We start from the raw sequence: 1,265 nt of genomic DNA, 5'->3' as shown, positions 1-1,265 counted from the left end.
AGGCTTAACAATAACGCACCTAATATTGGTGGAAATAGGAAACCAATAATTAACCTTTTATATCTTCCTTGAACGATCAACGCCGAATTTCCCTATACAGCTAACGCTTTGCTAAGCGGAAAATAATTGTTGGCTAAAATAACGAGCGAAGCGAAGGTAGCCAACTGTTATTTTTCCGTTTAAGCAACTTGTTATATTTTTTATGCCACTGCAAAGTTTACTGTGTGGACATTTGTTAAGTTAATTTGTTGCTTAGCATGCCAAAGATCATAGTTATCTTGCATTGCTAACCAACTCTCGGGAGTTCTACCAATTGCTTTAGATAAGCGAAGTGCCATTTCTGGTGATATTGCGCTTTGACCTTTTAGAACTCTATTTAAAGTAGATGAAGCCACATCTAGTTGTTTAGCTAAATAACGACAGCTAAAACCAGCTGGCTCTAAATATACATCGTAGATAAACTCTCCAGGATGTGGCGGATTATGCATAGCCATTAGTGATAGTCCTCATAGTTGAGAATATATGCATTACCATCGATAAACTCAAAAGTAATGCGCCAGTTACCATTTACAGTAATAGACCAAATCCCATCACGATCCCCTTTGAGAGGGTGCAATTTAAAACCGGGTAAATTGATATCTTCAATTTCTTGCGCGGTATCTATTGCTGTAAGTTGCATACGTAATTTACGTTGATGCTTAGCCTGAATTCCTGCGACACTTCCTGTTTGGAAGTATTTCTTAAGGCCTTTGTGTTTGAAAGATTTAATCATGACACAAGTATAGCGCGATGCGCATCGCTCGTCGATAAAAATATAACGCCCCATTCAGAGGCTAAAAATTGTTGGCCAAAATAGCGAGGCACGAGCAACGGCCAACTGTTTTTAGTCCTGCTGCAATGCCTTGTTATATGCCTGATAAACCTGAACTAAAATACAAAAGCCAGAAGTAAAAGACGGTAGTAATAAGCACACTATAAATTGAGCTACCCACAAATGCCAGAACGAAATAATAGCTTTGCCAACAAAAGTCTTTTAAATAGGCAAAGCTTATTAGTGGACATTGGAAAACTATAATAGCGAAACTCGTAGCAGCACTTACAAAAGTAAAAGTTAACAACCAAATTCTTAGCTAAAACACCCTACTACATGAATTGCATATAACGCCCAATTAATGGGCTTTTATTGCTGGCTAAAATAGCGAGGAACGAGCACAGCCAGCTGTAAAAGTCCCGTTAAATTGCTTGTTATATGCCTGATAAACTTT

2 protein-coding genes are annotated in these 1,265 nt (G+C 38.0%); both read right to left on the bottom strand.

What is annotated here, in order from left to right; genetic code table 11:
• Nucleotides 1-200: 200 nt before the first annotated feature.
• Nucleotides 201-494 carry a HigA family addiction module antitoxin gene (locus B0X80_RS20205; RefSeq protein WP_077343692.1) on the bottom strand — a complete coding sequence of 98 codons (294 nt, stop codon included), beginning with the start codon at nt 492-494 and terminating at the stop codon, nt 201-203.
• Nucleotides 494-772 carry a type II toxin-antitoxin system RelE/ParE family toxin gene (locus B0X80_RS20200; RefSeq protein ID WP_077343690.1) on the bottom strand — a complete coding sequence of 93 codons (279 nt, stop codon included), beginning with the start codon at nt 770-772 and terminating at the stop codon, nt 494-496. Before B0X80_RS20200 ends, B0X80_RS20205 begins: the two co-directional genes overlap by 1 nt.
• Nucleotides 773-1,265 lie beyond the last annotated feature (493 nt).

It is taken from the genome of Pseudocolwellia agarivorans (assembly GCF_002000085.1).
Taxonomy (GTDB): domain Bacteria; phylum Pseudomonadota; class Gammaproteobacteria; order Enterobacterales; family Alteromonadaceae; genus Pseudocolwellia; species Pseudocolwellia agarivorans.
The sequence above is the reverse complement of the archived record's forward strand: the minus strand, read 5'-3'. Positions and strand labels throughout refer to the sequence as shown.

What these genes read in the sequence shown, in the direction of transcription:
- B0X80_RS20205 (WP_077343692.1), bottom strand. Translation starts at nt 494, where the DNA reads ATGGCTATGCATAATCCGCCACATCCTGGAGAGTTTATCTACGATGTA.
- B0X80_RS20200 (WP_077343690.1), bottom strand. Translation starts at nt 772, where the DNA reads ATGATTAAATCTTTCAAACACAAAGGCCTTAAGAAATACTTCCAAACA.